This window comes from Fluviicola taffensis DSM 16823 (assembly GCF_943372375.1).
In the GTDB taxonomy this organism is placed as follows: Bacteria; Bacteroidota; Bacteroidia; order Flavobacteriales_D; family Crocinitomicaceae; genus Fluviicola; species Fluviicola taffensis_A.
In genome coordinates this window covers 523,215-542,191 of sequence record NZ_CALRYJ010000002.1, presented here as the reverse complement: position 1 = coordinate 542,191, position 18,977 = coordinate 523,215, and the positions used below count along the sequence as shown (strand labels likewise).

At 41.1% G+C, this 18,977-nt stretch carries 16 protein-coding genes; 4 read left to right on the top strand and 12 right to left on the bottom strand.

What is annotated here, in order from left to right; genetic code table 11:
• Positions 1–7 precede the first annotated feature (7 nt).
• From AAG807_RS05730 to AAG807_RS05720, 3 genes are read left to right on the top strand one after another with little or no spacing between them, the layout of a single operon-like run.
• On the top strand, positions 8–631 hold the full coding sequence (locus tag AAG807_RS05730) for an HAD hydrolase family protein (RefSeq protein WP_341901528.1): 624 nt from the start codon (positions 8–10) through the stop codon (positions 629–631).
• Positions 632–638: 7 nt separating this feature from the next.
• Complete coding sequence (locus AAG807_RS05725) at positions 639–1,862, top strand: NAD(P)-dependent oxidoreductase (RefSeq protein WP_341901527.1); 1,224 nt, start codon at positions 639–641, stop codon at positions 1,860–1,862.
• 9 nt (positions 1,863–1,871) lie between these two features.
• Positions 1,872–3,296: an MFS transporter gene (locus AAG807_RS05720; protein WP_341901526.1), complete on the top strand. Its 1,425-nt coding sequence runs from the start codon at positions 1,872–1,874 to the stop codon at positions 3,294–3,296.
• Between the two features lie 64 nt (positions 3,297–3,360).
• On the opposite strand, the gene AAG807_RS05715 is transcribed toward AAG807_RS05720, so the two are convergent.
• Complete coding sequence (locus tag AAG807_RS05715; RefSeq protein ID WP_341901525.1) at positions 3,361–5,826, bottom strand: T9SS type A sorting domain-containing protein; 2,466 nt, start codon at positions 5,824–5,826, stop codon at positions 3,361–3,363.
• A gap of 182 nt (positions 5,827–6,008) precedes the next feature.
• Here AAG807_RS05715 and AAG807_RS05710 point away from each other — a divergent pair, with 182 nt between their 5' ends.
• Complete coding sequence (locus AAG807_RS05710; RefSeq protein ID WP_341901524.1) at positions 6,009–8,525, top strand: PKD domain-containing protein; 2,517 nt, start codon at positions 6,009–6,011, stop codon at positions 8,523–8,525.
• A 125-nt stretch (positions 8,526–8,650) separates the two neighbouring features.
• Here AAG807_RS05710 and AAG807_RS05705 read toward each other — a convergent pair whose 3' ends face one another.
• From AAG807_RS05705 to AAG807_RS05655, 11 genes are all read right to left on the bottom strand, one after another.
• Entirely contained in the window at positions 8,651–10,174 is a 1,524-nt protein-coding gene (locus AAG807_RS05705) for a thioredoxin-like domain-containing protein (RefSeq protein ID WP_341901523.1), read from the bottom strand.
• 64 nt (positions 10,175–10,238) lie between these two features.
• The gene (locus AAG807_RS05700; RefSeq protein WP_341901522.1) at positions 10,239–11,420 is read right to left on the bottom strand and encodes a hypothetical protein; all 1,182 of its coding nucleotides are present in this window, start codon (positions 11,418–11,420) and stop codon (positions 10,239–10,241) included.
• A gap of 3 nt (positions 11,421–11,423) precedes the next feature.
• Entirely contained in the window at positions 11,424–12,065 is a 642-nt protein-coding gene (locus tag AAG807_RS05695) for an ATP-binding cassette domain-containing protein (RefSeq protein ID WP_341901521.1), read from the bottom strand.
• Positions 12,066–12,095: 30 nt separating this feature from the next.
• Complete coding sequence (gene miaA / locus AAG807_RS05690) at positions 12,096–13,016, bottom strand: tRNA (adenosine(37)-N6)-dimethylallyltransferase MiaA (protein ID WP_341901520.1); 921 nt, start codon at positions 13,014–13,016, stop codon at positions 12,096–12,098.
• 28 nt (positions 13,017–13,044) lie between these two features.
• Positions 13,045–14,469 carry a transporter substrate-binding domain-containing protein gene (locus tag AAG807_RS05685; RefSeq protein WP_341901519.1) on the bottom strand — a complete coding sequence of 475 codons (1,425 nt, stop codon included), beginning with the start codon at positions 14,467–14,469 and terminating at the stop codon, positions 13,045–13,047.
• Positions 14,470–14,506: 37 nt separating this feature from the next.
• Positions 14,507–15,082 (bottom strand): ACP phosphodiesterase, encoded by a 576-nt coding sequence (locus AAG807_RS05680; RefSeq protein WP_341901518.1) that lies wholly within the window; start codon positions 15,080–15,082, stop codon positions 14,507–14,509.
• Between the two features lie 37 nt (positions 15,083–15,119).
• Entirely contained in the window at positions 15,120–15,443 is a 324-nt protein-coding gene (locus tag AAG807_RS05675; RefSeq protein ID WP_341901517.1) for a hypothetical protein, read from the bottom strand.
• Positions 15,440–15,967, bottom strand: a complete 528-nt coding sequence (locus AAG807_RS05670) for a GNAT family N-acetyltransferase (RefSeq protein ID WP_341901516.1) — start codon at positions 15,965–15,967, stop codon at positions 15,440–15,442. Before AAG807_RS05670 ends, AAG807_RS05675 begins: the two co-directional genes overlap by 4 nt.
• Before the next feature lie 155 nt (positions 15,968–16,122).
• Positions 16,123–16,632: a GNAT family N-acetyltransferase gene (locus AAG807_RS05665; protein ID WP_341901515.1), complete on the bottom strand. Its 510-nt coding sequence runs from the start codon at positions 16,630–16,632 to the stop codon at positions 16,123–16,125.
• Between the two features lie 16 nt (positions 16,633–16,648).
• Positions 16,649–17,440 (bottom strand): WG repeat-containing protein, encoded by a 792-nt coding sequence (locus tag AAG807_RS05660; protein WP_341901514.1) that lies wholly within the window; start codon positions 17,438–17,440, stop codon positions 16,649–16,651.
• Between the two features lie 180 nt (positions 17,441–17,620).
• A complete protein-coding gene (locus tag AAG807_RS05655; RefSeq protein WP_341901513.1) occupies positions 17,621–18,724 on the bottom strand; it encodes a tocopherol cyclase family protein in 1,104 nt (367 codons plus the stop codon).
• Positions 18,725–18,977: the final 253 nt, after the last annotated feature.

Sequence of the window (18,977 nt, the reverse complement as noted above, 5' to 3'; positions counted from 1 at the left end):
TTATCAGATGCTGAAAGATTTCGATGTCGATGGGGTTACGGAACTATCCATCCTGGATTTGGAGGCAATCGCTGAAGAATACGAGGTTGATTTCTATTCCTTGTTATTCAAACCATTATTCATCTTTGATCATTTGAAAAGTAAGATCGAAAAGATCAAGCTTCTCATTTTAGATGTGGATGGTGTAATGACGGATGCCGGAATGTATTATACGGAATCGGGAGATCAGATTAAAAAGTATAATTCCAAAGATGGGATGGGAATTATGAAAGCACAGGAAAAAGGATTGGTGTGTGGGATTATTTCATCCGGATTTATAGATCAGATGATTCGTAACAGAGCTGAAACACTGAAAATCAAACATGTGTACGTTGGTCGTGATCAAAAAATTACCGTTCTGAGACAATGGTGTGAGGAATTATCCATTTCTTTGAACGAAGTTGCAATAATTGGCGATGATATCAATGATTTATCGATCATACGTGAAGTGGGACTGAGTGCGTGTCCGAAAGATGCAGCTCAGGAAGTCAAGAAAGAAGTAGATATTGTATTAACAAAAAATGGTGGGGCAGGTGTAGTAAGAGAATTTATAGATAACTTTCTCCTGTCAGAACCAATAAAAGAATATTAAACACAACATGAATCAAGTGAAATTAGGCATCATCAGGGAAGGCAAAGTGCCACCTGATAAGCGAGTTCCACTCACCCCGAAACAGTGCAAGTTGGTTGAAATGAAATTTCCACAAGTGAAGGTACTTGTTCAGGAAAGTCCAATTCGTGCGTTCAAGGACGAAGAATATGTAGCTGAGGGGATAGAAGTGGTAAAGGATTTGTCGGATTGTGACATTATTATGGGGGTAAAAGAGGTAAACATCGCTGATTTGATTCCCGGAAGGAAATTCCTTTTCTTTTCGCATACCTTAAAGAAACAACCATACAATAGGAACCTGTTACGTGCAATTTTGGATAAGAAAATCCAACTGATTGATTACGAAGTTCTCAAGTCGAAGGAAAACAAACGCATTATCGGTTTTGGCCGTTACGCCGGAATTGTCGGTGCTTACAATGGTATTCGCGCATACGGAGAAAAGATGAACCTATTCCAGTTGAAACCTGCGAACGAATGTTCCGGTAGAAAAGCGATGGAAGAGGAATTGCACAAGGCAGTTTTTCCCGAGAACATGAAATTGGTGTTGACAGGATTCGGAAGAGTGGGGTATGGAGCCCGTGAAATCATGGACCTGTTGCCGTTTACGGAAGTGAGTCCGGAAGAATTCCTGACAGGAAAATTCGAAACTCCGGTTTTCACGCATTTGGAAATTGAAGATTATTACAGAAGAAAAGACGGGAAACCATTTGTGAAATCCGAATTTTACAGCACACCTGAGATTTACGAATCCAGTTTTGCTCGTTATTCGGAGGTAGCGGATGTTTACATTGCTTGTCATTTCTGGAGCAATAAATCCCCATTCATCTTAACCACTGCTGATTTGGCGTCGGATAAAAATAAGATTCAAGTGGTTGCGGATGTTTCCTGTGATATTCAGGGACCGATTGCATCCACTCTTCGTGCTTCTAAAATTGCAGATCCGTTTTATGGATATGATCCGAAAACAGGTCAGGAATGTGACTGGAAACAACCCGGATCGATTACCGTAATGGCAGTGGATAATTTGCCTTGTGAATTGCCTAAAGATGCTTCGGAAGATTTTGGAAGTGAATTGATCAAATCGGTTTTCCCGCATTTATTCGGGGATGATCCGGATAACATTATCGGAAGAGGCTCTGAAACAGATCTGAATGGAAATCTAACGACTTATTTCGCATATCTGAATGATTATGTGAATCAGGTTACAGCTTAAAAACCGGCTATGGCAATACAGAAAGGCGACAAGAAAGTGATTAAAGGTTGGGTGATGTACGACTGGGCAAACTCAGTTTACAATCTCGTTATTTCATCCGCCATTTTCCCGATTTTCTACGATACGGTTACCACAAAAATGTACAAGGTAAAGGAGAAAGGTGCTCTTTGGGAAAATGCAAACGAAGTTACTTTGGCAAAAGGAGAAGAAGTAATGGTGGATTTCTTCGGATTGCACATTCCGAATTCTGCTTTGATGAGTTTTGTCCTTTCTGCGTCGTTTTTAATCGTTTCTTTTTCATCTCCATTTTTGTCAGGAATTGCAGATTATCGTGGAAACAAAAAACGCTTCTTGCAATTCTTCTGTTATTTGGGGGCTGCTTCCTGTATGTCGCTTTATTTCTTTACAGATCTGATGCGCGACGGTTTACTGGAAGTTGCGATGCTCTCCCTTTTCTTCGCCAGCATTGGTTTTTGGAACAGTTTGGTATTCTATAATTCGTATTTGCCGGAGATTGCGCCGAAAAAAGACATGGATAAGATTTCCGCCCGCGGATTTTCGATGGGGTATATCGGATCAATGGTTTTGTTGATCATTTGTTTGGTTTTGATACAAGTTCCTATTTTCGACTTTTTTGATGATCCGGCAACTACGAAGGTCGAAACCACAATGCCTGTTCATTACTGTTTTATATTAGTCGGTCTCTGGTGGGTAGGTTTTTCTCAATTTACATACCGCGTCTTACCGAATACAACCTCCACCCGCGTTAAGGAGAAAGGATATATCTGGAAAGGTTTCAAAGAATTGAAAGGTGTATTTGCAGAATTCCGAAAAACAAGACGCTTGAAACGCTATTTGACCTCTTTTTTCTTTTTCAATACGGGAGTTCAGACCGTCATGTTGATGGCGACTTTCTTTGCTAAGAAGGAAATAGCCTGGCCGGTAAAAGACGGGAAAGTGGATGACAGCGGACTCATTATTGCCATCTTGTTGATTCAATTATTGGGAGCAGCAGGAGCATTCGTCATGTCGCGTTTATCCGGAAGAATCGGTAATGTCAAAACATTGGGAATTTCCATTGTCATTTGGTTGGGTGTTTGTGCTGCCGCTTTCGTTATTGAGACACCGGTTCAGTTTTACGGGTTGGCTTGTGCAGTGGGAATTGTAATGGGAGGTGTTCAGGCTTTGGCTCGTTCCACCTATTCAAAATACTTACCGGAAACGGAAGATCACGCCAGTTACTTTTCGTTCTACGATGCAACAGAGAAAATCGGTATCGTTACAGGAACCCTTTTCTTTGGTCTGATGGAAATCGGTTTCGAATCAATTCGTTATTCGGTTGTTTCTGTGGCGTTCTTCTTTATTGTTGGCCTGGTATTGCTTTTCCGGATTCCTAAGAATGAGCGCAGTGATTTGGAGGGTGTTTATGATTAATCCATTGGTAACTTCGACTCCGCTCAGTCACCTGTATTAAACCTCTGTGTTCCTCCGTGGGAAACTATTTCACCAGCACTCTTATCGTTTCAATTCCCTTTGAACTACTAATCCGAAGCACATAAACTCCTGATTTCTGCCCCGTTTCAAAAGACGTCATTTCTTCATTCGTTTCTTTTACCTGAAGGACTTTTCCTTGCAAATCACAAAGCTCCAATTTGCTCATTCCATTCAATCCGATCACTTGGAAGCTGCCATTATTCGGGTTTGGAATCACCTGAACGGATTCACTTCCATGATTCACAGAAACAATAGCAGATAAGCGTGCAGCTCCATTCAGATCTACCATTTTTAAACGATAATAAGACGTTGCCATGAATGGATCCGAATCCGTGAACTGATAGAGTTGTACCTGGTTACTCATTCCTTTGGCTGCAACTGTTCCAATGGAGGTGAAATCCGCTCCCTTCTCGGAACGTTGAATTTCAAAATAATCACTATTCTCCTCACTTTCCGTTTCCCAAAGCAGGTGAGAAGTATTGGTTGATTTTTCAATTCTGAAGTTCTTCAAACCAACAGGCAGGGCCGTCAAACAATTGTCAGTTTCCAACTGAGAAACCGTTACGCAGATGGTTCGTCCGCAATCCAAACACTGGGAGGGAGTTGTCGGTGTGTGTCCTGTCAGATAATATTCTCCTGCAACAGTAACCGGATTGACTCCGGTTGAGCCTCCAGGGATGGTTTCGGAGAATCCGCCGGGCCCTGTGATACTGATTGAAGAAGAACCGGTAAAGCTGCTTGAGGAACAATAATTGACATCCGCCGTGAAGACCAGATCACTTCCGTTGCAAGTTGTGTAATTCGTTGCACTTGGTAAGGCTGTTGGAATGGCAATCGGAGCAAAGGTTGGACCGTTGAAATAATTACTGCAGCTCGTGGCACCGTAATACGACCAGGATTGTCCGGTACTATTTGTAGCTAATCCATAAAACCCGCGACTGAATTGAGTCGGTAAGGAGTTGGAAAGGAACAGATAACCATTGCATCCCGGGTTCAAATCCAAACTTCCGTCACAATTCACAAAACGAGCCCCGGAATACCTCCAGCCAATAGAAGCTGTTTTTCCGACTGTAGTTACTTTCGAGAGTCCAAAAGATTGCGGAGTTGTTCCCTTATAATAATTCACATTGATTCCGGAAGTAGGAGCTTCCCAATCGGTAATACATTCGTAAGCAACGGTGTAAGCATTGTTGTTAGACTGCCAGTCAATACATTGCTGATCACCTCCTTCCGCATTACAAAGATCATAATTCGTTGCGAAAGTAGATCCGGATAAATTTTGATTTCCAAATGTGGTATTTTGGGAATTGAAAATCTCGACGCCTCTTTCGGCTTGATTCACACTTCTTTTAACCGTTGAGAAAGCAGTAGTTTGTGTTGTCAAAGTACTGGATCCGACTCCATCATCATTATTATCGGAACCGTAACCGCACATGTTTGAGAAGGAGATTCCACAAGGGATCATCTCGTTTCCGGAAGTGATGACCGGATAGTCGATTGCCAGGTAACGCCCCGGATTGGTGGTAGTAATTCCAGAAGTACAGCTTGCTGTTTGGGAGTATCTGATCCGGAATTTGAAGGTCGAAGTGAAATAAGCGCTATTCACCATGATTCCTGAGGCAGCGGTGGTTCCGGTTGCCGCGGTATAATAATTTCCGGGAGCTGTCGCTGATTTATACACGGTCAGGCAAACCCGTGACCAGGCACTTTCCGTCAACCATTTGGTATTGGTGGAATTATTGGTGCACATATCGGTATTCGACGAACTGATATCCATTTGCATGACTTGTGTCCAAGTTGTTCCTCCATTCGCTGAAAAATCCAAAAATGCCGCATTGCCAACACAAGATCCCCAGGAATTGGACTGTCCGCATGAGGTTTCGGAAGGGAAAAGCCAGAATTGTACCTTGAATCCTTCAACAGAAGCCATATTGAAAGTAGGGGAAACCAAAGTGGGATTGCTTTGTCCGCGAAGAGCCGCGTAACTCAGATTTTGGTTGATATTTGCCCTTCCATCAAAGTTTGCTCCTAATTTTCCGTTTGCACCACCTCCACCGACAGCAACTGTATTTGCTAAGTTCCCAATGCAAAACCCATTGGTTGCCGTGCAACTTCCGGAACAATTCGGTTGAACCAGACCTGCTTTCGCGCCATATACATCTGCGGCAGGGACTGCTCCTGCAGTAGTTGAACTTGGAGCACCTCCAAAAGTCCAGCCAGTTGGTAAACCGGTTGCAGACCAGGTTGCTGTTCCAACAAAATCAAAAGCCTGACGAATTCCTGTTGCGGATTCTGCAGAACCAGGCTGAGTGCAGGGGCTTGTACAAGTTGCCGTGTGGGAAACGTCTGAAGGACAATTCGCACTTGTTTCTCCGGCATCAACAACGCCATTTCCACAAGTCGGACATTGGGCAATTAAAAAATAGGGGACGAAAAGAATCGGTAAGAGTAGCGCAAGAGTAATTTTCATAAGGAGTGTAGTGTGCTATAAAAATACAGAATTAACTTATTGCTCACCGTAATTTAACACAACAAAACAGGAAGTTCAACAGAATAAATCGGATAAGGAACATATAAGAACATGATTTTTACATTACATAATTTAAACACACTATTTTAAGGTAATAATACGTTCTTTAATAAAAATTACCTATGAAATTCTGGTTCCTACTTCTAACTTTTGCTCAGAGTTGTTTGTTCAATCAAATTGATGCGCAAATATCGGGAGTGATTAACCAATATACTCCGGTAACCAATATTTCTTGCAATGAGGTTGAAGTATGGGACGCTTCTGTTTTTTCTGTCGGAGATCGCGTACTGATTATTCAAATGAAGGGGGCGGATATCAACACGTCTAATACAGCTGCTTTTGGGACCGTTACGAATTATAACAGCAGCGGGCATTACGAATTTGCAACCATTTCATCCATTTCAGGAAATTTGGTCAGTTTTCAATACAGACTCCTTAATAGTTATGAAGTAACCGGGCTTGTTCAGTTAATACTTGTTCCTCAATATAGTAATACCACGGTTACCGGAACACTTACTGCTCCCGATTGGAATGGAAGTACAGGAGGAGTGCTGGTTATGGAAGTCTCAGGAACACTTACCTTGAATGCACCGATTTCCTTAACGGGAAAAGGATTCAGAGGTTCTTTTGCTTGCACAAACCCGGACGGAGGTTGTGGTAGTTTTCAGAATTACTTTTATCCTGTTTCATCAGGCTATGGAGCTGGGAAAGGAGAAGGAATTGCACATACAAATGTATTGATGGATGGAGGACGAGGTGCATTGGCCAATGGTGGCGGTGGCGGAAATAAACACAATAGCGGAGGTGGTGGAGGGTCTAATGGAAGCAAAGGAGGTCGGGGCGGTGATCAGGCGAATTTCTGCGGACAGCAACCACTTGGAGGAGAAGGCGGTTTTGCATTGGGTTACGGTCTCCCGCGAATTTTTATGGGAGGAGGAGGCGGTTCTTCCGATCACAATAATGGTGTAGGAACTTCCGGGTCTGATGGTGGTGGAATAATCATTATCCGGGCAGGAATGATCCAATCCAATAATTCATATATCGAATCAAACGGAGAGAATGTTGCCGTTGTACCGAATAATATCGGTGACGGTTCGGGTGGAGGCGGAGCAGGCGGTACGCTTGTTTTTGATGTGAATTCATTCAGCGGAGCTTTGCAATTGCGCGTTAACGGTGGGAATGGAGGAGATCAGCAAACTACTTATCCCGGTTGTTTCGGACCGGGTGGTGGTGGCGGAACAGGTCTGATTCAAATTTCCGGCAGTTTAATCCCTGCAAATGTTACAACCCAGTTTATTCCAGGGAATGCAGGGGTGACTTTAAACAGCAGTTCCAGTTGCTATATGCAAACGTATGGTGCCGCTCCAGGTCAGTTCGGACCAGTTTATTCTTTCAATCAGACCTTGCCTGAAAGTACTTTCTTACCTGCCACAATCGATATCGGACCTGATATCGAGGATTGTAGCCCCATTGTAGTCGTTAACCCCAATATAAATGCAACGGGTTATTTATGGTCTACCGGTGCAACAACACCTACTCTTACCGTTACAGCTTCGGGCGAGTATTGGCTTTCAGTAACATATGGAAACCTGATTTGCTCGATGAGAGATACTATTTTGGTTACTCTGGATAGCATAACCGTGGACGCTGGACCCGATCAGGATATCTGTGTGGGAGAAAACGTGATATTACATGCTTCATCGGCTACCAATGCCACTTTTAGCTGGGATCATGGAGTGGTCGACAGTGTGTCTTTTTCACCACAAACAACGACTGTTTACATCGTCACAGCGACAAGTTCGAATATGACCTGTTCTAATACAGATAGCGTTCAGGTTACGGTAAATCCGCTGCCTATTGTCTCAGTAACTTCATCCGTCCCTTCAGGTTGTGTTCCATTAACGGTTATGTTTGATAATTTATCGACCGATTGCGCTAATTGTACCTGGACTTTTTCGAATGGAACGATGCTAAACGGATGTGGTGATCAATTTGCGGTCTTTGAAAATCCCGGTTGTTATGACCTGACTATGAATGTGACTTCCAATGCCGGTTGTGTCAATTCAGCCAATTTTCCTTCCATCGTTTGCGTTTCACCGGTTCCGGTTGCTTCATTCTATCCTTCTCCGATTAGTTTAAATGAAGAAAATACTACTACAACAATGGTCAACAATTCCATTGGAGCAACACACTACGAATGGAACTTTGGCGATGGGCAGGGATCTTCGGACCTTTTTGAACCCTTGCATAGTTATTCTCCTGATGGGTTTGAATCATATCTGATAAGTCTGACCGTCACCGATGACAATGGTTGCAGTGATATCGCCTATGGAAAGGTTTACATGGAAGCCGGAGTTATTTACTACGTTCCGAACTCATTTACGCCTGATGGAAATGAATTTAATCAGGTTTTCCGTCCGGTTTTTACTTCAGGTTTCGACCTGACGGATTTCAATTTTCAAGTGTTTAATCGTTGGGGAGAAGTTGTTTTTGAATCGCAGAATGCAGAAGTAGGTTGGGATGGAACCTATCATGATGAACCGGCTCAGGAAGGAGTTTATACCTGGCGTATCGAATTTAAATCCTCAAGAAATAGTGATCGCCAACTGATTCATGGTCATTTGAATTTATTGAAATGAGCGGATTTCTGAATAAGATCTGGAAACAGAATAAAGGTATTAAGATTTGATATTCTTTAGCACCACTAAATTACACGAACGAAAAAGCCCCGATCTCATAAGTACGGGATCGGGGCTTTTAGTTATCAATGAGCTTCCTCTTCCGGATCCGGAGGGAATAATTTTTCGGCATCCTTAATATTCTGCATGCGGTCAATGAAATCTTCCAACTGGGAAATCGTCAATTGTTTCGCGATGATTTTTTTGTCTTTGTCCAGCACGAAGATTCTAGGAGTTGCGTAGATATCATAGGTGTCGTGATAGTTCAATGATTCCAAGGTCGTATATTTCGGAATGAATTGTCTTGGATCTGCAGTTGCATCTTCAAACAGTTTTTTAGTCAAACCTACATTGATGAATGTCAGTTTGTTATCACGAATGAATTTTTTCCATTTTTCGAAATCTTCATTTGTCGCTTTCCCAACAGAGAAAATCTCTACGTTGCGGGCTTTAAATTTCTTTTCATACAAAGTCTGCAATTTCGGAGTTGTTTTCTTACAGTGTCCACATTCCGGATCCCAGAAGTAAAGGATCGTGTATTCGCTTTTCAAACTGTAGAAATCTCTCCAGTTAACGTCTGTGGTATCACGTAAAATAATATTCGGAGGACGAACACCTTGAACCAGGTTCATTTTCACCTTATTGTCATCACACAATTCTTTCAATTTCTCTTTGTCTTTCATCCAATATGCAAGTGAATTTCCTGTAGCATCATTCTGACAGTAATAACGGTTCACCATGAAAACGTACACTTTGTCCATTCCCATGATGTTTGATTTAGCAAAGGTATTGGTGATATAGTCCACTGAGTATTTGAATAGCTCGGATTTCTTGTCGAATTGGTCACAGAATGGAAAAGCGAATGATAAAACGGTGTCGGGGTGTTGAACCAACATGTTCTTACCGAAGAAGTATTCCATTTTTGAACCGAAAACCGGTGTGTTTACCAAACGGTCATCTTTCAAATCAATATTGTCCCAGTAATGAGCACGGTAATACTGGTATCTGAAGTTTTCATTGATTACTTTCCCGTTTGCGTCTTTTGGAGCTTCCGGAACCACCACGTCCATGGACATTTTGATGATTTTGGCAACCAATTTTGTTGGGTTTTCTTTCTGTAAATTAGTTTGGTAGGCAGCAACCAATTTGGAAACAGAATCCAATTGTTCGCCCAAACGTTTGTATTGAGAATCACCTTCCTTTAAAAGCTTGCGTGCATCCGAAATTTTGGTAGCTGCTTTCCGTTGTTCCTGCAAGTAATTGATATAAGCGACAAACACTTTGTTTTCTTCGGATTTCTTCACTTTCATATTGGCAACGAAGTCCGGAGCTTTTGTTTCAATATTAATCTCTTCGTTGTTGTAAATTACTTCGAAGTATTTTTGTCCCGGCATCAAAAGTGCTACAATTCCCGGTTTTAAATCTTTCTTTGCAGTGAATTCAACGACTCCACCTTTCATTTCTGCCGTATCTGCATAAAATAGTTTGGAACCATAGTATTTTGTCAGGAATACCGTTGTGTCTTTTGCTCCATCTACTTTGAAGCGTATTTTTTGACTAAATCCAAAATTTGAAGCAAGTAGCAGTGTAATTACAAGAAGTTGTTTCATGTTTGAGTTTTTATTTATTATCATGACGTAGCAAATTTAATAAAGTCATTGGTTTAACAGAAAATTAACCATTGTTCTGTTCGTAAATTCCTTTGCGGGCACTCAGATAGGAAGCCAAGGCGAATAAGGAATAAGCCAATACTAAAGCAAGAATACTGAGTAGGCTTAAACCTGTGTCGATATATAATCCTCCCGATTCAAATACCGAGTCTAAAAATAGTTTAAATCCGATAAAAGCGACCAAACTGAGCATGCCAATTATTCCAAAAACTTTGGAGAAATAGACGAAGAAATTCTTTACCAAGGTGTTAGGGTGATGTCCTAAACGCATCAGTGTTCGAACTTCATATAGGTTTTTACTAAGTAGCAATTGCAAATACTGGATCAGAACCAATCCCGAAAGGAAAACAGCAATGATGGAGATTCCAAGAACAACCAGGATCAGCGTTCCTACCATGCTTTTCAAACGACCGATAGCAACTTGCGCATTTTTGGATTCCAGGTGTTTTTTCTCCAGCATTTGTTCCACCAAACCGAATTCATTTTCTTTCCCTGAAATCATGATTTGGGTAATTTTCTGTTCTGCATTCGGTGCAAAACGATTATTTGCCCAGGTCATAAAGCTTTGCGGTACTAAAACAGAAGGCATATCATTCGTAAAACCGATAATTCTACATGAAATGTATTGTTTCCCGGTGTCACTGATCAAAGCAAATTTGAATTTGATATCCATCGCCAGTTCATCACTGATCTGAGGCATGTTTTTGGAACTCATAAACATGTTCATCATGACCAATAAATCGCGCGGCATAAGAATCGGAACGAGTGTATCACCTTGTTTCCAATGAAAATCTTTCGACTTGATATTCAGAAAATCAGGATCTACAGTTTGGATGAAGATATCTCCTCTAAACCTTGGAACTGACGGATCTGCAGTTTCTATAGTGATATTGAAATTGTTCGATTCAACCGGCTTCACATCCAAAATGAAAGGTTCTTTTTTCATCTGCTCGATTTCACTCAATGAAAAATCCGGTTTTGCAATATTGAGCGTGTTGAAGCTGGATACTTTTTTCTGAACAATGACGGTATTTGGTCCCAGGATATCCGCTCCTTTCCCGAAATCATTCACTTTGATCAAATAATGAATGGATGTGATCAGGAAAGTCATTCCCAAGAAAGCTCCGACAACGGCAATTATCAACTGGCGTTTATCCTGGTGTTGGAAAAGTAATTTGCGTAACATGGCTCAGAGCTTTAATTCGTAATCATAAGAGAAGCGATTGTCGTCATCCAAAGAGGTGAGTACAAATCCTGCTTTTTGACTGTTGCATTCCGCATCAATCATGGAAAGGCAACGAAGACTGTTGCGCTCATCCAAATGGGAAAAGGGTTCGTCCAGCACCAACCAGTTGAAAGGCTGACAAAGTGAACGAACGATCGCTACGCGTTGCTGCTGTCCCATGGATAATAAACCGCACGGATCATTCCATTTGTGATCGATTTCCAATTCTGCAAGCAAGGATTTGATTTCTTGCTCCGATTTGAAGTCGGTCAGTTGATTTTTAAGCTGTAAGTTTTCTGCAACGGTCAACTTATGAAAAAGCTGAAGATCCTGGAAAACGGTTGAAATTTTTCGCTGACGGATTTCAACCCATTCGTCTACCGAAAATGTTTTGATGTCCCGACCATCATAGAGAATCGTGCCATCGTAATCTTTTCGAATTCCAAAGACAGTCATGGAAAAGGTAGATTTCCCCTTTCCGGAAGATGCATTCAGAAGAATTTTTTTGCCGGTTTCGAGTTTTGCAACATTCCCCCAGATACTATCCGATCCATGAGAAATGGAAGCGAGTGGGAAGGGCATAACCTGATTAAATTGAATGTTCATCTCAGTAATTTTTCAATACATTTTCAAATATCATTCCAAGTTTACAAAGTCCTGCTGTTGAATGATTTGCAATATTTCTTCAGACAGTTCTTTTGTCGGTTTTGCATCCAGCCAGATTGCTTCGGGATGTCTCTTGAACCAAGTCAATTGTCGCTTGGCGTAATTTCGGGTATGTTGTTTGATTTTCTCGATGCAAGTCGGTAAATCGATTGTTCCGTCCAGATAATCGAACACTTCCTTGTAACCAACAGTTTGAAGAGCTGTGAGATTTCGGTATTGGGAAACGCTTTTCACTTCTGCTATCAATCCTGCTTCCATCATCTGGTCAACCCGCTGATTAATTCGCTCGTATAAGATCTCTCTTGGATGGTTGATCACAAATCGGATGACTTCGAAGGGTCTTTTGGGAAGTTCATTCTTTCTCCAGGTTGTAAATGGAATGTTTGTCAAACGGATCACTTCCAAAGCTCTGAGGATTCGCATGGGATTTTGTTTGTCCACTTGCTGATAAAATTCCGGATCGGATTCTTGTAATTCCAATAATAAAGGTTCCAAGCCTTTTTCTTCCAATTCTTTTCTCAAGGTTTCCCGGATCGCGGCATCCGTTGGTATCGGGTCAAGTCCCAGGCACAGGGCATCGATGAATAATCCTGAACCACCAACCAAAATGAGTTTTTGATGAGAAGCCAATTCTCCTTCAATCAAATCCAATGCTTCCGATCCAAATTGGGCCGCACTTACAGGCGAAGAGATAGGATGTGAGTCAATGAAATAATGTGCAATGCCTTCCATTTCCCCGGTGCCGGGTTTTGCCGTTCCAATGGATAGCTCCTTATAAAATTGTCTGGAATCAGCTGAAAGTACAACGGTATTCAGTGCTTTTGCTAAAGCAACCGAAAGTGCGGTTTTTCCACTAGCTGTTGGTCCCTCAATGACAATCAATTGTTGCATAGGGTAAAGATAGTGTTTGTCGCCGGAATTAGCGCTTCACCATAGTCTTATAGGTTTCGTATCGGGAAGTGATCCCACGTACGTAACGAATACAGATATTTCCTCTGAATGCGCCGCTTTTAACTACGTCATCTGTGTAGTAGGAGTGTTTCCCCAGGTTCATGACCATTGTTTCCACATTGTCTGCCCAGATATGCGGATTCAATCCTTTCTTCTCGGCTAGTCGTTGTGCATCCAGGATATGTCCGGCGCCGGCATTGTAGCTGGCCAAAATGAATTTGTTGCGTTCCTCTTCGTCTTTGATTCCTGTCCAGAGTTTGGTAATGCGGCTCAGGTACTTGTATCCTCCCTGAATCTGAACTTCCGGTGGGGAAGAAGGGTAGACGCCGAATTTCGGACCGGTTCCCGGCATAAATTGCATCAAGCCGTAAGCTCCTCCAAATGCCCGTGCGTTCGGGTTGAATTTGCTTTCATGGTAGATCAATGCTGCAACCAAACGCCAATCGATGTTGTGTTTTAGTCCTTCAGCTTTCAAGATAGCATCAAACGGTGAAATGCTTCCTCTTCTCGATTTAAAATTAATCCCTGGACCAACAGAACTTCGGATTTGCTCGAAGTATTTGCGTTTGATATAGGAAAAAGCTTCGCGATTCATGAATTTGGACAACCAGCTATTCAATCGTTTTTGAAGGATCGGTGATTTTTTATTCAATCCGAAAGCAATGTTCTGTTTGAAAGAGATGGGAAGACTGACGTCCAGATTGTCGTAAAACCGCTCATTGATATCCGCCACATTCCGCTCAGCAACGGTATAATCGATCACACCATCTGAAACCTGTTCAATCAATTCTTCTACTCCTTCCTGAGCCTGAGTTGGACGAATCATGATAGTGTCGCCAATCTCATCCTGTAGGTGAATCAGTCGGGTGTAATAACTGGAGCGTTCCCAAACGACCACTTTTTTATTTCCCAGTTGAATCGGATCAGTAATGAAGGTTACCTTTTGGTTCTTTGTTTCAGGAGTTGATTTTCGTTGTACCAGTACTTGGTTGGTTTGCAGGAAAGGGGTGGAGAAGTTGATTTCAGATCTTCTTTCGCGTGTGACGGTATAATTGCAAGCTACAATATCTCCTTCGCCACGATTCAGAATATCATTGATTTCATCGAGGTTATTTACAATCTTCACTTCAAGGGTAACTCCCAATTCTTCTGCAAATTCTTTCAGGATTTCGTATTCGAATCCCATTTTTTTGCCTTTGTAAATAAAGAAGGACGTGGAACTGTTTTCTGCCAGAACAACCAAACTTCCGCGCTTGTAGATTCCGGGTAAGTCGAAATCATGCGCGTCCAGGGGCTTCTTTCTCGAATCTATTTTTTCCGAGGAACAGGCTACTAAGAATAGGAGTCCTGATAGAAATAAGAGGTGAAGAATTCCCGTTTTGGTTTTCGGCATAATAATCAAACTTAAGAACAAATTAAGACAAAAAAGACTAAACCTTGCCCATTAAATATTCATTTGCATCACGCATATATTCATGAAAGCAACTAGTAATTTCGTTCTCAAACTCGTAAAACACAGTGTGTCCTTTGGTTAGCGCGTTTTCAAAGGAGAGCTTATTACTCACTCCCTGACACATTCTGTAAAGTCCTTCTTCCGTCGGATAATAACTGATCCAGTTGCGTTCAATCAATAAATTCACAAAATGCTTGAAATCTGCCGGATAAGGTTCGTTGGTTAAATCGATCTTTGAATAAAAATCTGCTAAAAAGTCGGGAAGTTTGGTGGAATGGTACTGATCCCAGTTCCTTGCCAGGAGATGATCGAAGTAAATATCGATTGCAATTGGTGCTACTTTTGGCAACTCGCCACGAATGGCATGAATCAAGTGGAGAACTTCGAAATGGTGATCAATAAAATCATCGATCTTTCGATGCAGCAGCACACCTTTTTGAATATACTCCGGATATTCCAGGTACTTTTTTCCTTTTACGAAATCACCGAATAAGTTGGCAATTGCCAATTGGGTATTGTTGTTGGAAAAGTAGATGTGTCCGAGGTAATTCATAGACTTAAAAGTAAGATTATTTTAATTCGGTGAATGATTAATTCCATCCGAATGCCGGACCTTCTCCATTGACGAGGAAGTACATCATCACAACGATTGACCAGATCTTCACCGGAAAACAGAAGAAATAGACGGTGATTGCAGCTATTTGATACCTGCGTCGGTAATGCGTATGCGGTTCCGCTTTTTTAAACAGGTACCTGGAAATGAAAAAAGGAGCCAGAGATGTGATTGCACTTACGAAACCTATTCCCGCTGTTATACCGGCTAAAATCCCGGGATGATTTGCCAAAGTTAGAGCTATTACGCCAGCAAGTACAACCAAAACAAACAAGTAGATAATCAGTGCATTTTTTCTCATACCCAATTTTCTCTAGCGATTTCGTAAATGAAATTCAATTTGGAAGGTTCACCAAAATACGCAATTTCTTCTTCACCAATCTTTTCTGCACCTAACCGTGAGATCGCTATTTGAGAACGCAGGTTTCCTGCTCCGACGTGGAATTGTACTTTTGGTACGAATTGAAAGATGTAATCCAGCATCAATTTCTTCACCATTGGATTGATTCCTTTTCCCCAGCAGGAAGTAGCGTAAAATGTATAGCCGATCAGAATGTGATTCTTTTCCTCGTTGTAGTCGTAATAGCGTGTACAACCAATGGCTTTCCCTGTCGACTTGTCAACAATTTTGAAAGCACCTTTACTTTGCATGGCTCCATTGAAAAAGTTCCGGAATACTTCTTTCTTCCAGCGGTCTTTATTCGGATGTTGTTCCCAGATCTTCGGATCTGAAGCTACCAGGTACAAATCGTCAAAATCCTCTTCCTGAAGCGGGTAGAGGGCAATTTGCTCGTTTTCAAGGATGGGCTGAATGTTGAAGGTCATTTACTTGTAATTCATGTTGTTTTTTAATTCCCACAGATGCACGGATTTTTTGCGCTCCTACCGGTAGCGCTAATTCGTTCTGCGAGTGTGTTAGCTTTGCTTTTCATCTGCGAATCTGTGGGGAATAATCTTGCAATCATTTTCAATACAAAAAACTATGATTCTTTCGGTAGAACTTTTTCAAAAGCTTTTCTGGCAGAACCACGAAAAAATACTTCTCCGCAATAGACATAGTCTAATTTGGCTAAAATCTTCAGCATTGGGATATTGTCAAAATTGGTGTCAACTTTAATACTATAGACTTTTGAATCCAGAGCCAGATCTTCGATTAATTGAAATAATTGGGTTGCTATTCCTTTTCCTAAGACTTCATTGGACGTTGCAACCCGATGAACGACGACATACTCGTCATTCGTTAGCCATTTCCCTTCAATGTCTGTGTAAGCAGGTTCCACATCAAAAATAATGGCCGCATAAGCAATTAGTTGATCGTTGTCAATCAGTACATAAGCAGAACCGTTTGCAAGGTCGTTTCGAATGCTTTGTTCATTGGGATAGCCGTCCTGCCATTGCTGACTTCCATCTTGTTTTCTTCGGGCAATGGCTTGTTGAAGAATTTCCCAGATTGCAGGGATCTCAGAAAGAGTTGCTTTTCTTAAGTTCATTGAATCTCAAACAAATTTAGTATTCCAGATCATATACTTCCCGTAATGATTGATAAGTGATGGGAACGATAATTTCGCCGGCAGCGTTGACAACACCCCATTTTCCTTTCAGTTGGACATATTTGTCTCCGTCTCCATATCCTTGTACATCTTCGTACTTGATCGGAATGGTTTCTTTTCCGGTTCTATCAATGACACCAACTTTTCCGTTCAGTTCGACTCTCGTTGTATTTTCACCTTCTCCAAAGAGAATCATTTGCGGATACTTTATTGGAATTATAACCCTTCCAGTTTGGTCAAGGCAACCCCATTTTTCGTTCAACTGAACGGTTAATATTCCATTGAAACTACTGGCATCGTCATAGATTAATGGGACGACTTCTTTCCCTTTCGCATCAATAAAACCGCATTTTCCGTTGGATTTCACTTCCGCAAGACCTTCACTGAAGGACTCTGTACTCTCGTACTTAAAAGGAATAATCACTTCCCCTTTGGGATTAATAAAACCACTTTTATTATTCAGATCCACCGAGGCTAAGCCTTCAGAAAAATGACTTCCACGGGTATAGATGAAATCGATCACTACATTGTCCAGAATATCGATGTATCCTACTTTTCCATTCTTTTGAACCCGCGCATAACCTTCTTCAAAGAAGTCTGCATAATCGTAGTTTGGCTTGATGATAACCATTTTATTCGATCGGTCCCGGAAACCATATTTTCCATTTTCCTGGAACGTTTCCAGTACCTGAGCTCTTACTGCGGTGAAGCAGCTGACTAGTAATCCAATGACAATTAAGATTTTCATTTTAGTTTGGTTTAGTGTTCGTTTCATACTTCTCGTCTTTCACAAAACCTATGGACACTCGTTGAAAAACATCTGTTCCGGATAGTTCAAGAAGTTAAATGTAAGATTAATTGAACTCAGAGCCGATGTATAATCTTTTTTTATCAAAAGTTCAGAGAATAGTTAAGACCTTGTTTTTAGTTAATATTCGCCATATTCACAGCCGCCCAAGGAACCTTCTAATTCATCGATAAGTCTGAAATTACCGTTCTCTTTTTTAAAGATTCTTACGGAACCTTCGGCATGTCCGCCATTCCATAATTTGGTATGTTTTTTTTCACCTGACGGAGATTCATAATTGACAAGCAACATGTTTGATTTATCACATTTGAAATGGACTTCAATTTTATGTTTGCTATTTTCCGAAATCACATCCCAATAAAAGTAGGTTTCATCTTCGTGCGTATCGAATTGTTGACGAGATGCTTTCCAGAATTTTGAAAAGTTGAACTCCATAAATTCACCTTGGTAATAAAAGGCAGTTAAAATCCGTCTGTTTAATGAAATTCCGAATACTTTCGGACATCCTCCGCCCAAATCCAAACTAGCATCGATTTTTGTATTTGAAATCTTCGACACGAAATTGTTACAGTTCAACCAAATCCACGGGTTTGTGTAATCACTTCCCCAATTTTTATCTTGGTAACCATAAGATGTTTCGGGATGAACCAAATACTTCTCGTTATTAAAGACGATTTCTCCTTGTAGTTCACATTTCATGCCTTCCACATGCCAGTACATTTCAAATGCGACTAAGAGATTCATGAGTTTGGAACTACCGAATCCAACATCAAATTTCACCTTTTTTTCAATGGTCAAATCCCATTGAATGGAACCGGCATCGCTCATTCGTTCCGGATATAAGTCACGCTCTTTTTCTGAAACAACGACAGAACCACTTAAATGGGTTTCGGTCAGTTTATTCGTTCCAATTCGGCAATCCAGCATCTTTTTTGAGGCGTGAAAGTCGGTGATGTTGTAAAAGTTGTGAAGTTGGACTTTGTCATCGCCCCAAGTTCCCACTTTAAGCATGGCGTAGCAAGGTCTTCTGTGATTGATTTTATTTTCCTCTTTTTGTCCGAAGATGATTTCACCTTTCCACAATTCCGGATTAATCACATAGTATTCTATGAAAAAGGGTTTGAGTTCGCCTGTTACAGCATGTGTTGCAATAAAAGAATGCCACCACCAATCATAACCGTTTTTAGCCGATTTTTTGGTAAGACTATATCCGTTTTTGTTCATATTTCAATGATGTGTTGTATAGAGGTTTGTCCGATCATTTCTTCAAGGGAGAAATTAATCTTTATTTTTTGGTTTTTAACTTTTTTATCAAGTATTCGAATGAAGTTATCAAAATCATTCTGAGATGAAAAGCCCATAATATTACTTTCGAAACAGTCTGCGCACATTTTTATCAATCAATTTCCACCAATTATTATAGCTACATAAAACTAACAAAAAAAACACAGCACCCCGATTTGGAATGCTGTGTTTA

Bases quoted from the DNA above. Each gene is read 5' to 3' on its own strand.
- AAG807_RS05710 (WP_341901524.1), top strand. From the start codon at position 6,009: ATGAAATTCTGGTTCCTACTTCTAACTTTTGCTCAGAGTTGTTTGTTC.
- AAG807_RS05680 (WP_341901518.1), bottom strand. From the start codon at position 15,082: ATGAATTACCTCGGACACATCTACTTTTCCAACAACAATACCCAATTG.
- AAG807_RS05705 (WP_341901523.1), bottom strand. From the start codon at position 10,174: ATGAAACAACTTCTTGTAATTACACTGCTACTTGCTTCAAATTTTGGA.
- AAG807_RS05725 (WP_341901527.1), top strand. From the start codon at position 639: ATGAATCAAGTGAAATTAGGCATCATCAGGGAAGGCAAAGTGCCACCT.
- AAG807_RS05695 (WP_341901521.1), bottom strand. From the start codon at position 12,065: ATGAACATTCAATTTAATCAGGTTATGCCCTTCCCACTCGCTTCCATT.
- AAG807_RS05685 (WP_341901519.1), bottom strand. From the start codon at position 14,469: ATGCCGAAAACCAAAACGGGAATTCTTCACCTCTTATTTCTATCAGGA.
- AAG807_RS05665 (WP_341901515.1), bottom strand. From the start codon at position 16,632: ATGAACTTAAGAAAAGCAACTCTTTCTGAGATCCCTGCAATCTGGGAA.
- AAG807_RS05720 (WP_341901526.1), top strand. From the start codon at position 1,872: ATGGCAATACAGAAAGGCGACAAGAAAGTGATTAAAGGTTGGGTGATG.
- miaA (WP_341901520.1), bottom strand. From the start codon at position 13,016: ATGCAACAATTGATTGTCATTGAGGGACCAACAGCTAGTGGAAAAACC.
- AAG807_RS05730 (WP_341901528.1), top strand. From the start codon at position 8: ATGCTGAAAGATTTCGATGTCGATGGGGTTACGGAACTATCCATCCTG.
- AAG807_RS05670 (WP_341901516.1), bottom strand. From the start codon at position 15,967: ATGACCTTCAACATTCAGCCCATCCTTGAAAACGAGCAAATTGCCCTC.
- AAG807_RS05675 (WP_341901517.1), bottom strand. From the start codon at position 15,443: ATGAGAAAAAATGCACTGATTATCTACTTGTTTGTTTTGGTTGTACTT.
- AAG807_RS05700 (WP_341901522.1), bottom strand. From the start codon at position 11,420: ATGTTACGCAAATTACTTTTCCAACACCAGGATAAACGCCAGTTGATA.
- AAG807_RS05655 (WP_341901513.1), bottom strand. From the start codon at position 18,724: ATGAACAAAAACGGATATAGTCTTACCAAAAAATCGGCTAAAAACGGT.
- AAG807_RS05660 (WP_341901514.1), bottom strand. From the start codon at position 17,440: ATGAAAATCTTAATTGTCATTGGATTACTAGTCAGCTGCTTCACCGCA.
- AAG807_RS05715 (WP_341901525.1), bottom strand. From the start codon at position 5,826: ATGAAAATTACTCTTGCGCTACTCTTACCGATTCTTTTCGTCCCCTAT.